Source organism: Pseudomonas sp. SIMBA_067, from assembly GCF_046534675.1.
GTDB lineage: Bacteria > Pseudomonadota > Gammaproteobacteria > Pseudomonadales > Pseudomonadaceae > Aquipseudomonas > Aquipseudomonas putida.
Map to the genome: position 1 here is coordinate 1 of NZ_JAWRYH010000225.1, position 304 is coordinate 304.

Sequence of the window (304 nt, forward strand, 5' to 3'; positions counted from 1 at the left end):
GTGCTAATTGCGACGTTAATCGGTAAGTTTCGCCAAGGTTTAAAAAGATGTTTTCAACGGTGGTATCGTTAAACGTATCAGAGTCGATGATCACTGTATATGGTCCACCAACACGTAAACCATTGGCTATAAAAGTACCACTTTCATTGGTGGTTAGCTCACTGATTGTGCCGGTAGGCTGATGAACGACCTTAATTTTAACGTTTGCAGCGCTCGCACCTGAAGGTGTGGTTATTTTACCACGCATTGCAGACGAGGTGTCAGCAGCCATAGCGCTTGTTGAAACTCCTAGAGCAAGAATTAC

Annotated in this window: 1 protein-coding gene; it reads right to left on the reverse strand. The window is 44.1% G+C overall.

Annotation, left to right across the window (positions count from 1 at the left end):
- Positions 1-271 (reverse strand): carboxypeptidase-like regulatory domain-containing protein (locus SB765_RS28840; RefSeq protein WP_410932385.1); only part of this gene is annotated, 271 nt, incomplete at its 3' end.
- Between the last annotated feature and the right edge of the window lie 33 nt (positions 272-304).